The sequence below is a fragment of the Mammaliicoccus sp. RAM2 genome (assembly GCF_045897195.1).
In the GTDB taxonomy this organism is placed as follows: Bacteria; Bacillota; Bacilli; order Staphylococcales; family Staphylococcaceae; genus Mammaliicoccus; species Mammaliicoccus sciuri.
On record NZ_JBJNWI010000009.1, the window covers coordinates 1 to 15,155 of the forward strand.

The window sequence follows — 15,155 nt, forward strand, 5'->3', positions numbered from 1 at the left end:
CGGAATTAACGTTGACATATTGTCATTCAGTTTTCAATGTTCATTTTAATCGCTACAAGAAACAATTATACTAGTTATTAAATATCAAGTCAAGGATTATTTTTAAAAAATAATAATTTGTTTTGTTCGGTTTGACTCAGCTTTTCAAGTGATCGTTTCCGTTTCAATTAACTTGCATAATTTATATTACATTGTTATTTAGTTAATTTCAAGCGTTAAATTTACACTTTATTAACCTTTTTAACAATCGTTTTATTTTGCGATGTCTGTCTGTTTTGACGACTTTTATATAGTATCAAGATATATAGTTTACGTCAACGATTTATACAAACAAAATTGTGTATTATTTCGCTTTATTAGGGACTATATATTTTAATAGAAATTATGCTATACTTTATCAGTATTAATAAGTATGGAGGGAATAGATTTGAAGCTATTTCGCAAAAAACCTACTAGTAAAATTAATAGAATTAGATCTTTTGCATTAGGATTAATCTTCTTAGGTATGATTGTTATGTACATAGGTGTATTCTTCTTTTACTATTTTAAGAGCCAAATTGTATTTAGTATTTTCTTAGTTTTAGGAATGTTAGCTCTTGGTCTTTCATTTATAGTTTACTTTTGGATTGGCATGTTAAGTTCTCGAACTATACAAGTGCAATGTCCAAACTGTGATCATTATACAAAGATGTTAGGACGAGCAGATATTTGTGCTAATTGTAACCAACCTCTTACATTAGATAAGAACTTAGAGGGTAAAGCCTTTAATCAAGATTATAATAATAAGCGCAAATCCAAGAAATTAGAAGAGCAGCAAACTGAAGAACATACTGAAGAAAAGAAAAAAAGCTAAAGGCAACAGCCTTTAGCTTTTTGTATTATTTATTCTTGTTTTGACATTCTGGACAAACACCATATATTTCCATTCTGTGGTGCGTTACTGAAAAACTAGTGACATGTTGTGCCAATTGTTCTACTTCATCTAATCGTGGATAATGAAAATCAGATATCTTACCACATTGATCACAGATAATATGATAGTGATTATGTGTTTCAAAATCAAAACGACTTGAAGCGTCACCGTAAGTTAATTCTTTAACAAGCCCAGTTTCTTTAAAAACTTTTAAGTTATTATAAACTGTAGCAACACTCATATTTGGAAATTGTGGTGAAAGTGACTGATAAATTTCATCAGCAGTAGGATGACTATCTGTTTCGATTAAATATTGAAGTATCGATTGACGTTGTGGTGTAATACGAACACCAGTACTTCTTAAAGTACCTATTGCATCGTCTAACATATGTTCAACATTCTCAATATTTTGTTGCATCCTTACACCCACCTTCTAATTTATAATGATTATTATTTATAATATATCCCTTTTAGTAGCATTTTGTCAAACAATTAATTAGTATCCCGCTTCTGCGTTAACAATGTTTATTAACTTATCTGACGCATCATTTTTAATATGTTTGAGATTTTCAATTAGAATATCTGTACTTCTCTTTAAATTATTAAGATCATTACCTGTAATATGAGCTGTGATAAACACATTATCTAAATCATATAGTAGAGAGTTTTCAGGTAATGGTTCTTCTTCAAATACATCTATAGAAGCATATCTAATATCTTTACTACTCAAAGCTTCATATAAGACACTTTCTGATACGACTGTACCTCTACCTACATTTATAAAATGTGTATCTTCATTCATTTGCTTAAAGTCCTCTTTTTGAAGTAAATATATCGTTTCTTCTGTTTCAGGTAATACATTCACAATAAAGTCAGCTTTATGATATACATGACGTCTTTCTTCTATAGAATAAACTTCATCAAATCCAGGTACTACATGTCCAGTTGTATTAATGCCAATAACCTTCATATTAAATGCTTTAGCTACTTCAGCAGTTCTTTGAGGAATCTTACCTGTACCTAAAAATAAAATCGTCTTCTCATTTATTGAATCAGGTTTAAGCTTATGATTAAATTCACGTTTCTTTTGAGACTCGTATGAAGTTCTGAATAGTTTAATATCATTTAAAATATATGCAAAAATAAATTCAGCGATTTGAATAGCGTGTACCCCTCTTGCATTAGTTAATTTAATTCCTCTATCTTGTATATAATCTAAAGGTAATTGATTCACGCCTGTTGCAAACCATGCGATAAGTTTTATATTTTTACATTTATCTAAAAATGAAGGATTTACTTCTCCATGATAACTAACCAATATATCTACATCTTCTAAATCTTCATCGCGAGCTTCATTCGGATGCTTATAAAATATAAAATCTACATTAGGAAATGTTTCTTTTAATCTCTCTTCCTGTTCTTTTAGCCTCATTAAAGTAACGACTTTCATTTATATCATTCCTTTATAAAGTTTTTTAAGTCTTCAATTTGAGTTTTAACTTTCACTTTGTCTATTTTATGTATGACAGTACCTTCTTCATCTAAAACAAAAGTCGTTCTAACGATACCCATTGATTCTTTACCAAATGATTTCTTCAATTGATATACGCCTACTTCTTCAGAAAGCTTATAATCTTCATCTACTAGTAAATCAAAATTCAAATTATGTTTATTAGAGAAATTAGCATGTTTCTTTTCACTATCTCCACTAATACCATAAACTTTCGTATTTAACTCATTAAAATCTTCTAAGTTGTCTCTAAAATCACATGCTTCTGTCGTACATGTCGGTGTATTATCTCTAGGGTAAAAATAAACAACGACTTTAGATCCTTTTAAGTCCTCATTACTAATTAATTCACCATTTTGATTCTTTAAGTTGAAATCCGGAAATTTTTCACCAATTTGTATCATATTTTACACTCCTTATAAACGATAGATGTTTAGTTTTATGATACGATATAAATGAAAATAATTAAATTAAAAGAGGTTGATAATATGGAATTTACAAAAAGTGAGTACTTACAAACACTTTCAAATGAATATATTCTTGGTGGTGTCAATTCACCATCTCGTTCATATAAAGCTGTAGGTGGTGGCGCACCTGTAGTTATGCAAAAAGGTAAAGGTGCGTATTTTTACGATGTTGATGGCAATAAATATATTGACTATCTTCAAGCATATGGACCAATCATAGCTGGACATGCACATCCACATATTACGGAAGCCATTAAAGCTGCAGCTGAAGATGGTGTATTATTCGGTACACCTACTGAATATGAAATTACATTTGCTAAAAAACTACGTAACGCTATTCCATCGTTAGAAAAAATTAGATTTGTAAACTCTGGTACTGAAGCTGTTATGACAACAATTAGAGTTGCACGTGCATATACTAAGCGAGATAAAATCATTAAATTCGCAGGATGTTATCACGGACATTCTGACTTAGTGCTTGTTGCTGCAGGAAGTGGCCCATCTCAACTTGGCACACCTGATTCTGCTGGTGTACCAAAAAGTGTGGCGCAAGAAGTTATTACAGTTCCATTTAATGATATAGATTCATTTAAAGAAGCTATGGAACATTGGGGAGATCAAGTTGCTGGTGTATTAGTAGAACCAATCGTCGGAAACTTTGGTATGGTGGAACCTAAAGAAGGCTTTTTAGAAGCAGTAAATGAAGTAACGCATCAATACGGTGGTTTAGTCATTTATGATGAAGTCATTACAGCATTTAGATTCCATTATGGTGCTGCACAAGATTTATTAGGTGTTTATCCTGACTTAACAGCGTTTGGTAAAGTTATTGGAGGCGGCTTACCAATCGGTGCATACGGCGGACGCCAAGAAATCATGGAACATGTTGCACCACTTGGTCCAGCATACCAAGCAGGTACAATGGCTGGTAACCCACTTTCTATGAGGGCTGGTATTGCATTATTAGAAATATTAGAACAACCTGGTGTTTACGATAAATTAGATCAATTAGGTCAACAATTAGAAGAAGGTTTATTAGAATTAATTAAAAAACATAACGTTAAAGCAACTGTTAATAGAATCAAGGGTGCTTTAACACTTTACTTTACAGACGAAAAAGTTGAAAATTATGTTCAAGCGGAAAATACTGACGGTGAACAGTTCGCAAAATTCTTTAAGTTAATGTTAAATCAAGGTATTAATTTAGCACCTTCTAAATATGAAGCATGGTTCTTAACGACTGAACATACTGAAGAAGACATAAATCAAACATTAAATGCAGTTGATTACGCTTTCTCTCAATTATAAACTTGAAAAGTTAGCCAAAACGTTGTATAACCAATATATACTAGGCTTGTGATATTTGTTACAACCCTGTTTTAAAAACAAAAAGGAATGGTTTTATGAAATTTGGGGCAAGAATATTTAAAACTGGTATCGCGATTGTCCTAGCAATATTTATAGCTAATTTACTGCCAGGACCAGCAATGATAACATCAATAGCTGGTGTTGCTGCAATGGTCGCCATGCAACCAAGTGTCTATCGTTCGTTCAAAACGATTGTAGAACAATTTCAAGGTAATGTTATTGGTGCGATTACAGCTGTTGCCATATTCTCTATATTTGGGAACAATGTTGTATTTATCGGTTTAACAGCGATTATCATTATTTCAATACTTTACAAATTTAATCTACAACATGTTTCTAACTTAGCAGTTGTTACAGCTTTAATCATACTTGGACATCACGAAGGAGATTTCTATATCTCTGCATTCTATCGTTTCGTCTTAGTTATGATTGGTGTATTAAGTGCTTTCCTTGTTAACTTTACGTTTCTACCACCGAAATTCGAAACTAAAATGTATTATAACTCACTCAATATTTCTACTGACATCTTTAAATGGTTTAGATTAGTGTTAAATGGTACAACTGAATTTCACTATGTAAAGCAAGATTTAGAAACAATTAGAACACGTATCGTAAAGCTTGAGCAATTTTATTTATATTATAAAGAAGAAAGAGCCTACACAAAGAAACAAGCTTTTAGCCAAATGCGTAAGAAGATTCTTTTCAAAGAGATTATTGCATCAACACGAAGAGCATACGAAGTTTTAAGAAAAATGAATCGTTACGAAAACGATATTCATAACTTAAATGATGATCTCAAAGTACAAATGAAGTTTGAACTGGATGAACTGATGGCGCAGCATGAACAAATATTAGTAAGAATATCACAAAAAGCTAAACACGAAATTGATCAAGTTCCAGATTATTTAGTAGAACCATATAAAGAAGATTTAATGGAAATATTCATTAAAGATATTATGGACAATCCTGATCAAGAAGATTACTATATTGAGAATGTCATGCAAGTTATTTCAGCTATGTTAGATTATAAAGCGACTATTTTACATTTAGACAAATTATCTTCTAGTTATTTCAAATTTCATCCAGAAGATAGCGACATTCAAATTGAAGATGAAGATTTTGATTTATAAAAATAGACCTGAACAGTTATCTGTTCAGGTCTATTTTTACTGCTCTTTATATATAGAATTTTTATATTGTTTAACATTCATGACATTTCCATTAGCACTTCTATATAATAAATGGTTTTCATTAATTTGATTTGGACTTTTCACACCTACTGCTGCAGCTAAATTAAATAATCCTTCATGTAAGCTCACAATATAATTTGAAACCCTGTATTCTTTTTCAGATACAACTAAGGCTGATTCTTTTTTTGGATCTGTAGTAGCTACACCTACCGGACAATTGTTTGTATGACATTGTTGAGCCATAATACAACCAACATTAATCATTAAACTTCTTGCTACATTAACGAGATCCGCGCCTAATGCTAAAGCAATCGCTATTTGATCTGGTGTGATGAGTTTTCCAGATGCAAAAACTTTCACTTTATCTCTTATTTTAAATTTTTTAAGTTCTACATCTAATATTGGCAATGCTGAAAATAATGGCAAACCAACAGTATCGACAAGCTCTTGATAAGTCGCTCCTGTTCCACCTTCTCCACCATCAACTGTAATAAAATCAGGAATAATGTTTGATGAAACCATTTCATGAATTAATTTCTTTAAATCATTTATATTTCCGACAACTAATTTAATACCAACTGGTTTATCAGATAGTTCTCTCAACCTCTGGACAAATTGTAACAACTCTTTATTATTATGAAGAAATTCAAATCTATTGGGTGAGTTAACTGTTTCAAAAGGCGTTACATTTCTAATTTCAGCAATTTCTTCTGTTACTTTTGCCCCTTCAATATGTCCACCTCTCGTTTTTGCCCCTTGTGCTAACTTTAATTCAAATGCTTTAACTTGATTCATGTTGGCTTTTTCAATAAATTCTGTTTCATCGAAGTTCCCTTCTTTATCGCGAACACCAAATAAACCTGGTCCTATTTGAAAGATGATATCACAACCTCCACTTAAATGATGATCGCTTAATCCTCCTTCTCCTGTATTCATCCATGAACCGCTTCTGCCCAATCCTTTTGACAATGCAGTAATCGCATTTTTACCGAGTGCCCCATAACTCATACCTGATTGTCCAATCAATCTATTAACGATAAACGGATGTTTTAAGTCATCACCAATAATAATTTGATTGTCTGATGTTAATTTATATGGATCAACATCTTTTTGTTTTTGTTCTTCTTTACGATCAAAAAGCCCTTCATTAGAAATTTCATAAATAAAAGTAGACATTTGTTCATCTTGGTTAATTTCTAATTCATCATGGTCTACTGGAAACATAGTATTTTGTAAATAGAATCCTGGCTCTTCAAATTTTCTCAACGATCCAAAACTTTCGATTCTATTTTTATATTTACCTGGCATGACGATATTTAAATACTGTTTTCTTGAAAATGGTTTTCCAGCATTATCATTTAGTATTAAATACTGCCTAAGTTCTGGTCCTATACTCTCTAAAAAATACCTTACTCTACCAAGAACCGGGTAATTTCTTAAAACACTATGATGCTTTTGTCTTTTATCTATCACATACAAAGAAATACAAGCAATAATACCACCAATAATGATGGCAAAGAAGAAAATATTCACAATCAATTGTAGTATGCTTAAAAAAGTCATAAAAATTCCCCCTCAGTCTATCTCTATTAAATTAATAATAGCATAGAATGAGGGGGTGATGTAATTTTACCCGAATGATTGAATATTATATAAGTTGTAATAACTGCCTTGTGCTGCCATTAATTCTTTATGAGAACCAACTTCTTCAATTTGTCCATTTTGAATGACAACTATTTTATCTGCATGTGTAATCGTTGATAATCGATGCGCAACTATTAAAGTCGTTCTTTCAGTACTTAATATTTCAAGTGCATCTTGAATGATTTTTTCACTTTCTAAATCAAGTGCACTCGTCGCTTCATCAAGTACTAATACAGGAGGGTTATTCAAGAATATTCTTGCAATAGAAACTCTTTGTTTTTGTCCACCTGATAATTTCACACCACGTTCGCCGACCTCTGTATCATAACCATTTGGTAGCGACATTATAAAGTCATGTGCATTCGCTTTTTTACTTGCCTCTATAACTTCTTCGTCAGATGCATCTGGTTTACCTAATAAGATATTTTCTTTTATTGAATCAGAGAATAAAATATTATCTTGTTCTACCATACCTACTTGATTTCTAAGACTTTCAGTTGTGAAATCTTTAACGTTATGATTATCAATACTAATGCTACCTTTCGTCACATCATAGAATCTAGGCAGTAAACTAATAAGTGTTGATTTACCGCCACCACTCATACCTACAAATGCGACCGTTTCACCTTTATTAATATCTAAGTTAATATGTTTAAGTACTTCATCTTCATAATTATTATATTTAAATGATACGTCATCAAATGTAATGTGCCCTTCTTTAATGACAATGTCTTGTGCGTCATCTTCATTTTTGACATCATATTTTTCATCAAACAAATGAAATACTCTGTCCATTGACGCGATACTTTGCGTTAAAGTTGTAGATGATGAAACCAATCTTCTTAAAGGTCCATATAACTGTTCAAGATATGCTACAAATGCTGCTAATGTCCCAACAGTTAAATTCCCTTGAATAACAAGAAAACCACCGATACCTACTACTAATAATGGACCTATATCTGTAACTGTATTAATAACTGCAAATGATTTAGCATTCCATTTCGTATGATCAGTTGCTTTAGTTAAGAAGTTTTGGTTTCTTTTATCAAATCGTTTTTCTTCATTTTTTTCAATAGCAAAACTTTTGATAACAGACATCCCTGAAACGCGTTCATGAAGAAACCCTTGAAGTTCTGCTAAACTTTGCGATCTTCTTCTCGTCAAACTTCGTAATTTTCCGAAGAAGTAATAAATGCTAAATATAAATACTGGGAAAATCGCAATTGCCGTAAATGTTAATTTAATATCTAAAACAAACATAATACTTAATGCGATGACGATAGTTACTAAATCTAACCAAACGTTCATAAGTCCTGTAAGGATAAAGTCTTTAGTTTGTTCAACGTCATTAATCACGCGTGATATAACTTCTCCTGCTTTATTATTAGCATAAAATCTTGAGCTTAATGCTTGTAAATGTGTGTATAATTTTTTACGTATATCATACAGAATTTTATTAGATGTCCATTGTGCTAAATATTGTCTGAAGTATTCTATAGGTGGTCTTAGTACAACAAATATGAATCCCATAATTAACATTGCATATGTTAATTTTTCTGTTTTTTGTCCAATTGATAGTGCGCCATTATTAATTACATCATCAATTACATATTTAATCAGTAATGGAAGTAATAACGGGATACCAAATTTTAAAATTCCAATGATAATCGTACCTACAATATGCCATTTGTATGGTTTTACGAATTGTAAATACCTTTTAATCATTACCGTTCCCCCAATCTTAGTCCAAACGAAACAGCCTAGCTTTAGCTAGGCTGTGATATTTTCATTCTCAAGAATTACGTCTATCAATTGAATGAAATCTTTCTTGCCAAACTTTAATAAAGTCTGGCGCAAATGGTCCTTTCTTGCGTTCAATCCATTGTTGTAGAATATCAACATTTCTTCTAAGTATTACATCAATGTCTTTAGGATAATTCATTTGCTTCATATGTTGTTTATATTCGTCTTCATCCAACAAATGATATTTGCCGCTTGGATAAACTTTAATGTCTAAATCATAATCGATATATTTAATCGCTTCCTCATCACAAACAAATGGTGATGATAAATTACAATAATAATAAACACCGTCTTCGCGGAACATACAAATGACGTTAAACCAATATTCTGAATGGAAATAAACAATCGCTGGTTCCCTTGTCACCCAAGTTCTACCATCACTTTCTGTTACGAGTGTACGATTATTTCCACCGATAATAACATGACTCGTACCTTTAAGAATTGTTGTTTCAGACCACACACGATGTATATTACCATCATGTTTATAACTTTGTATTTTAATTACTTGGCCTTCTTTTGGTATGGATTCTTTGACCATGTTCCACACCACCTTTTAAATATTTACCAAGTTATTATATCATATTTAAATAAATAAGCTAAAATTATGTTTCTTATCCTCTATCCGTTGAGTTGATTAAAAATTTTACTCATAGATGTTGAAAATGATAACTGGTCTTTTTCTTCTTTTTTAATCCATTTATATGGGTAATCAAATTCACTTTTTTGAGTATGGGCACGGTATACATTCATATTCCATGTCATATGTGTAAAAACATGCTTGGTTGTAAATTCAGGCGTTTGATCAATATCAATGACTGCATCTAATGTTTCTTCAATGCTGTGTATACTTTCATCAGCCTCAAACATTGGAAATTCCCACATGCCATTCAATAATTTCGTATCTCTTTGGCGTACTAATATCTCTCCAGAACGATTCGTGATATATAATACGTTAAAGTCAATTGTCTTTTTCTTTATTTTTTTCTTTTTAACTGGTAATTCCTCTACTACACCATTAGCAAATGCATAACAATGTTTTTGAACAGGACACATAATACATAAAGTCTTTTTAGGTGTACAAATGGTTGCGCCCAATTCCATCATTGCTTGATTAAAATCTCCAGAATGTTCTTCTACAAATGGCTGTAATTCATCTTCGTATAATTTTTTAGTCTTCGGCGCAGCTATATCACTGTCATTACCAGTCAATCTACTCCACACTCTTAACACATTACCATCAACTGCTGGAATCGGATGATTATGGACGATACTCATAACTGCTGCATTTGTATATGGGCCAACGCCTTTTAATTTTTTAAAATCATCTGGGTTATCTGGAACTACTCCGTGATAACTATGGTGAACTTCTTTAACCGCTTCTTGAAAATTTCTAACCCTAGAATAATAACCTAAACCTTCCCAATATTTAAGTACATCTTCTTCGTTTGCTTCACTTAAACTTTCTATAGTTGGAAAACGCTCAATAAAAGCTTTGTAATATGGTCGAACAGTATTAACCTGTGTTTGTTGTAACATTACTTCACTTAACCAAATATAATATGGATTTGATGTTTCTCTCCATGGCATTTGTCGTTTATTTTTATGAAACCAATTAAGCAAATCGTCTTTAAATTGTTTCGTTTCTATCATTTATGACACTACTTTCTTGTGAATTGCTTTCAGATTACTATGCATATGCTATATAATATATATCATATAGATTAAAGTAAAGTGGTGATTTTTATGGATACTGGTACACACGTTGTTATGGGTGTTGCGTTAACTGGTCTTGCGACATTAGATCCACATGTTACACCTACATTTGCTGCAGTGGCAACTGGTATAATGGTTGGATCACAAATACCTGATATCGATACAGTATTAAAATTAAAAAATAATGCGATATATGTTAAAAATCATAGAGGTATCACACATTCTATACCTTTTACACTATTATGGCCATTAATATTAACGTTTCTAATATTTGTTATCTTTCCAGGAGTAGATGTCTTGCATATTTGGTTATGGACGCAATTCGCCGTATTCTTTCATGTTTTTGTAGATATTTTTAATTCATATGGTACTCAGGCGCTTAGACCGATATCTAATAAATGGATTCAGTTAAGTATTATTAATACGTTCGACCCCATTATCTTTGTAGCACACTTAATTGCAATACTGTTCTGGACACTTGGTGTAAATGCTGGCATTGCCTTTGGTACATTGTACTTCTTGTTAATATTCTATTATATTGTTCGATTTATATTACAAAAAGCGATAAAAGACCAAGCTTTAAAACAAATACAACAAGAAGATAATCCTGTTAAAATATTTGTTGCACCTACAATACGATTTATGGAATGGCGTATTGCCATTCAAACTGAAACGCATGATTATGTTGGCCGAAGTTATGGTCGAAACGTAGCATTTAATGATGTATTCAAAAGACAAGCATTCCCGAATGACCATATAATGGCTTATGCTAAATATGATGAGAATTTAAGATCTTTCTTAAGTTTCAGTTCTATTTATCGATGGGAAGTTACAAGAATAGATAAACAAACAACAGAACTAAGATTTATTGATTTAAGATATTTGAAGAATGGTCATTACCCATTTGTAGCTATTTTGCATTTAGACGATGATATGAAAGTGACAAACTCATATATTGGTTGGGTATTTACAGAAGAGAAATTAATGAAAAAGCTTGAAGCTTAGAAATACAATTAAGGCTGAGACGAATTAAATCATCTCAGCCTTAATTTTTTTATTTAAAGTATTCAGTTTTATAAGCTTTATTAATATTGATCCAAGCTAAATAAATAAATGCTACTTCAAAATAGAATAGAATATGATATGGTAAATTCGTAACGGAAGCGTTACCTAACACCATTGATTGTTGGAACCCATTAATAATATAGAATAATGGATTGAGTTTTAAGACATTGACCCAAACTGCATACATATTATTAGGTACGTACAATATCGGTACGACAAATAATAATACAATCAATAATCCGAAAACAATAAATCGTGCAGAATATACATATTTACCAAACACGCCAATAATAGATGCTACTGGTACAAGTAATATGTATGCCATAACTAAATAATAGAAAAAGCCTAAATGGTTAATTTCGATTAAATTTGATGTCGAAAAAGTTGAAACTATCCCTGTAAGTGTTACAACAATTAAGAACATAATCATCGTTAAAAATACTTGTGAAGAAGCACCTACATAGTATGGTACCGACAATCTATTATAAAGTGCCCCTTGCTTTCTGACTGTCTTTTCAGAATTGAAAAGCGATAAAAAGACCCACATGTAAGCGAAAAAGCCAATCAACTTATAATAAGATGTTGATTGTTGTACATCTATCGCATCAGTAATCCGTAACTTCAAATATGTGAAGATCAATAATACTAACATGATAGCAAAAGCAGATACATAATATTTATAATGAGTTTTAACTTCATAGAAGCAATATTTAAGCATATGTGGAAAATGTTTAATATGTTGTTCAAATAATTCTTTCATATTGACCTCCTATAATTGTATAAAAATCCATTTGTTTTCTGCTAAGTCTGCTATCATAAAGCCATCTCTTGATTTAACTACCCAAGTGTCACTTGAAATATTATATTTCTTAACTAATTTTGCTTTGTTTTTCATATCAAATGTAAAACCAGTTAATTGATTGTCACTGTCGAAAATCATATGTACTTTTTGGCCTTCCATTTGTTCATTAAATCGGTTTGCCTTATCAGCTGTGATCGTCTCAGAAACTTTCTTATGTGATTTATGCATAAAACTGTTATAAAAATCAATATAATTTAAATAACTATCATCAACATAATCTTCTAAATCTGACCAATCAACGTCTTCATATAGTCCAGCCGGATTGAAAAAGTACAAGTTATTCTTCTTAGAGATATAAGTCTTATCATCTACTTCAAGTCTATAATTAGATTGATTTTCACCTGTTACATCTACAAAACTATACTGAGGTAATTTCAACTTTGAACTTTTGGATGAAGGTGTAAGTTCTGTTTCATGTTTCAACGATAGGACATAAGCTGACTTATCTATGTATTTTGGTTCACTGTTTGTTGTGATGACCTGTTTGGATGTAACTTCTTTTTCTGTCGGAGAGCTTCCTACACCTATAAACATAAATAGTGCTGCTAATGTAGCACCAAAGATAAATGTTAAGGCATAAAATATCATTTTCTCAATAGATTTCGGCACTCTACCGTATTGATATTTACGCATTCTTTTATAACCTTCGCCATGCGCTATAGGTAGTTCTTGTTGAGCCATCTTCCATTTTAGATCGTAAAGTTCTTTTTGGTCTTTATCTTGAATTTGATTATATTTCTTATGATATTCTCGGTAGTGACCCAACACTTCTTTAACGGTACCTTCTTTTCTAACTTGACCATAAGTTAACCAGATAAGATAATTACTCATCTTCTCTATTGAATGAATATGGTCATCAATTACGACAGCTGCACGATCATATTCTTTTTGTTCATTTAAAAATTCATGGAACTTCTTCTGAAATGATTCGTCTAAGTATTGAATGATGTTAGTAAAAATTGCAACAGTAGGTCTCATATATTTGGCTATACTAACTAATAATTGAGCATATTCCGCTTCATTTATATCTTGGCACGTCTTTGAAGCTTTATCCGATAATTTTGCAAAGCTTAATATTTGTCTTTGAATCGTCGTAATATCTCTAATTTCTACACCTGATAAACTCAAAGTACGAATGATCATTTCATTTAAAGTTTGATGATCATCAGCTTTATGCCTAACATCTGCTAAAAATGTTTGGGCATGATTTGTTACTTTACCTAAATTAGGTGCAACTTCTTTAATCATTAATTTACTAATCATTTCTTTACCAGATTGATCATCACCGATAATACCTAGCACTTCACCTCTATAAAGATGCACGGTAACATTTTTAAGTACAATGTCTTTATTAAGGTGCTTTAACTTAAATAATGATTTAAATTTATTCTGTTCTTTGCTTATATAATAATATTTAGTTGCGTTAACAACTCTTAGTAATATTTGCTGTGTCATTCTGCACCACCATTATAGTTGTAGAAGACTTACAGGAATGCCTTCTTCAATTTTTGATCCTTTTAATCTAAATCCCCAAGCAAATACACCATTAATGCGTTCTACTTTAAAGTAACTAGGTGTGTCACCTACTAAGCCATATACTTTTCCTACTTCTATTTTTGAAGTGTCGACAAGGTAACTTTCTGCTATGAGCGCTTTTCTCTTATATACTTCATATTCATTTAGTATACCCATCATTTCTGATTTTCTCATCTTTTCGCGATATTCAGCAATTGCGTTTTTAAGTTCATATTCTGTCATTTCAACAAATTTTTTGTCATTATTCATCTACAATACCACTTTCTACTAATTTGTCATTAATCATTTCAAATGTATACCCTTTTCTTACGAGTGCTTGAATAACATGTGACTTAAGTTCATATCCATTATATTTCTTTTGATATTTATTATATACCTTTTCCAAATCTTTCATCAAAATATTTTCAACATCATCAGATGTCGGTTCAATATTCAAATCTGTTAGATGTTCATTGATGAGTGAAAAAGCATAGCCTCTTTGTTGAAGTGTTTGGACAATCGTTTGCTTTAAACGGTTAGGAGGTTGTTTCTTTTTTTGCATAATCTTCTTGGCGATGTTCGGAATTCGATCTTCTGCCATTTCCATTTCAAACTTTTCTTTGAATTCGTAGACTAAATCTTGTTCGATACCTTTTTCTTTAGCAACTCTTTCAAAATGGTCAGGACCTTTATCAGTTGTTTTTAAAATGGTGTTTTTTAAACTTTCAATATAGTCTTTATGGTCTATGTATTTATTAGATTGACAATACTCTATCACGCTATCAATTAAGTCACTGCCATATTCTTTGTCTGTTAAATATTTTTCTACTTCATATTTCGTACGTTTTTTATGTGATAAATAGACAATCGCCTGATTAAGTGCCTGTCTATATTGATCGTAGTCCTTAATTTCTTGTAACTTACTTTTTGTAATTTCTAAATCTTTTCTTAAATTAAAGTAGATGTATGTTGCTTGATCAATACCCATTTCAAATTCATTATTAATAAATAAATTTAAACGTTCTTTGTTTTTCTTTTGTACTTCAAGTTTAGTTATTTTAAGCATTTTACATCCCTCCACACATATATATAGGATACAATAAAA

15 protein-coding genes are annotated in these 15,155 nt (G+C 31.2%); 4 read left to right on the plus strand and 11 right to left on the minus strand.

The features are described 5' to 3' along the window. Positions 1-412: 412 nt before the first annotated feature. Positions 413-853, plus strand: coding sequence for a YgzB family protein (locus tag ACJTHF_RS12395; RefSeq protein ID WP_037590543.1), 441 nt, complete (start codon positions 413-415; stop codon positions 851-853). Positions 854-878: 25 nt separating this feature from the next. Here the strand turns inward: ACJTHF_RS12395 and perR are convergent, their stop codons facing one another. From perR to bcp, 3 genes are all read right to left on the minus strand, one after another. Continuing rightward, a complete protein-coding gene (perR, locus tag ACJTHF_RS12400; protein WP_025907200.1) occupies positions 879-1,331 on the minus strand; it encodes a peroxide-responsive transcriptional repressor PerR in 453 nt (150 codons plus the stop codon). Positions 1,332-1,409: 78 nt separating this feature from the next. Then, positions 1,410-2,363 carry a phosphoglycerate dehydrogenase gene (locus tag ACJTHF_RS12405; RefSeq protein ID WP_078354781.1) on the minus strand — a complete coding sequence of 318 codons (954 nt, stop codon included), beginning with the start codon at positions 2,361-2,363 and terminating at the stop codon, positions 1,410-1,412. 5 nt (positions 2,364-2,368) lie between these two features. Beyond that, complete coding sequence (gene bcp, locus ACJTHF_RS12410; protein ID WP_049320370.1) at positions 2,369-2,827, minus strand: thioredoxin-dependent thiol peroxidase; 459 nt, start codon at positions 2,825-2,827, stop codon at positions 2,369-2,371. Between the two features lie 84 nt (positions 2,828-2,911). Between bcp and ACJTHF_RS12415 the strand changes: the two genes are divergently transcribed. Together ACJTHF_RS12415 and ACJTHF_RS12420 are read left to right on the plus strand one after the other, a co-directional pair. Further along, complete coding sequence (locus tag ACJTHF_RS12415; RefSeq protein WP_048540694.1) at positions 2,912-4,198, plus strand: glutamate-1-semialdehyde 2,1-aminomutase; 1,287 nt, start codon at positions 2,912-2,914, stop codon at positions 4,196-4,198. 95 nt (positions 4,199-4,293) lie between these two features. Next, the gene (locus ACJTHF_RS12420) at positions 4,294-5,388 is read left to right on the plus strand and encodes an FUSC family protein (RefSeq protein WP_048540693.1); all 1,095 of its coding nucleotides are present in this window, start codon (positions 4,294-4,296) and stop codon (positions 5,386-5,388) included. Positions 5,389-5,424: 36 nt separating this feature from the next. Here ACJTHF_RS12420 and ACJTHF_RS12425 read toward each other — a convergent pair whose 3' ends face one another. The 4 genes from ACJTHF_RS12425 to mutY all read right to left on the minus strand — a co-directional run bounded on the left by ACJTHF_RS12425 (position 5,425) and on the right by mutY (position 10,545). Then, positions 5,425-7,011 (minus strand): FMN-binding glutamate synthase family protein, encoded by a 1,587-nt coding sequence (locus ACJTHF_RS12425; protein WP_078354782.1) that lies wholly within the window; start codon positions 7,009-7,011, stop codon positions 5,425-5,427. A 66-nt stretch (positions 7,012-7,077) separates the two neighbouring features. Then, positions 7,078-8,817 carry an ABC transporter ATP-binding protein gene (locus tag ACJTHF_RS12430; RefSeq protein ID WP_078354783.1) on the minus strand — a complete coding sequence of 580 codons (1,740 nt, stop codon included), beginning with the start codon at positions 8,815-8,817 and terminating at the stop codon, positions 7,078-7,080. Positions 8,818-8,884: 67 nt separating this feature from the next. After that, positions 8,885-9,433: a DUF402 domain-containing protein gene (locus ACJTHF_RS12435; RefSeq protein WP_025907189.1), complete on the minus strand. Its 549-nt coding sequence runs from the start codon at positions 9,431-9,433 to the stop codon at positions 8,885-8,887. Between the two features lie 80 nt (positions 9,434-9,513). Beyond that, on the minus strand, positions 9,514-10,545 hold the full coding sequence (gene mutY / locus ACJTHF_RS12440) for an A/G-specific adenine glycosylase (protein ID WP_048540691.1): 1,032 nt from the start codon (positions 10,543-10,545) through the stop codon (positions 9,514-9,516). A 93-nt stretch (positions 10,546-10,638) separates the two neighbouring features. Here mutY and ACJTHF_RS12445 point away from each other — a divergent pair, with 93 nt between their 5' ends. Continuing rightward, complete coding sequence (locus ACJTHF_RS12445; RefSeq protein ID WP_048540690.1) at positions 10,639-11,613, plus strand: metal-dependent hydrolase; 975 nt, start codon at positions 10,639-10,641, stop codon at positions 11,611-11,613. Between the two features lie 49 nt (positions 11,614-11,662). Here the strand turns inward: ACJTHF_RS12445 and ACJTHF_RS12450 are convergent, their stop codons facing one another. Genes ACJTHF_RS12450 through recX form a run of 4 tightly spaced genes read right to left on the minus strand, consistent with a single transcriptional unit; the run spans position 11,663 to position 15,116 of the window. Continuing rightward, complete coding sequence (locus ACJTHF_RS12450) at positions 11,663-12,433, minus strand: ABC transporter permease (RefSeq protein WP_048540689.1); 771 nt, start codon at positions 12,431-12,433, stop codon at positions 11,663-11,665. Positions 12,434-12,442: 9 nt separating this feature from the next. Beyond that, positions 12,443-13,990, minus strand: a complete 1,548-nt coding sequence (locus ACJTHF_RS12455; protein WP_078354784.1) for an ABC transporter ATP-binding protein — start codon at positions 13,988-13,990, stop codon at positions 12,443-12,445. Positions 13,991-14,002: 12 nt separating this feature from the next. Continuing rightward, positions 14,003-14,320: a YfhH family protein gene (locus ACJTHF_RS12460; RefSeq protein ID WP_048540687.1), complete on the minus strand. Its 318-nt coding sequence runs from the start codon at positions 14,318-14,320 to the stop codon at positions 14,003-14,005. Then, positions 14,313-15,116, minus strand: a complete 804-nt coding sequence (recX, locus tag ACJTHF_RS12465) for a recombination regulator RecX (protein ID WP_058591889.1) — start codon at positions 15,114-15,116, stop codon at positions 14,313-14,315. Before recX ends, ACJTHF_RS12460 begins: the two co-directional genes overlap by 8 nt. Positions 15,117-15,155 lie beyond the last annotated feature (39 nt).